Here is a 214-nt window from a genome sequence, read left to right as displayed (position 1 = left end):
ATCTTCGGCGTTGTAAGGTTAAGCCTCACGGTTCATTAGTATCGGTTAGCTCAATGTATCGCTACACTTACACACCCGACCTATCAACGTCGTCGTCTTCAACGTTCCTTCAGGACTCTTAAAGAGTCAGGGAGAACTCATCTCGGGGCAAGTTTCGTGCTTAGATGCTTTCAGCACTTATCTCTTCCGCATTTAGCTACCGGGCAATGCCATT

General features: G+C 47.2%; 1 rRNA gene. It reads right to left on the bottom strand.

Going from position 1 to position 214, the window contains the following annotated elements:
• Positions 1 to 14: 14 nt before the first annotated feature.
• Positions 15 to 214, bottom strand: a 23S ribosomal RNA gene (locus ACLJXE_RS24405); the annotation flags it as partial.

The sequence above is a fragment of the Citrobacter sp. U14242 genome (assembly GCF_046555775.1).
In the GTDB taxonomy this organism is placed as follows: Bacteria; Pseudomonadota; Gammaproteobacteria; order Enterobacterales; family Enterobacteriaceae; genus Citrobacter.
This window is presented reverse-complemented; position numbering and strand designations above follow the sequence as displayed.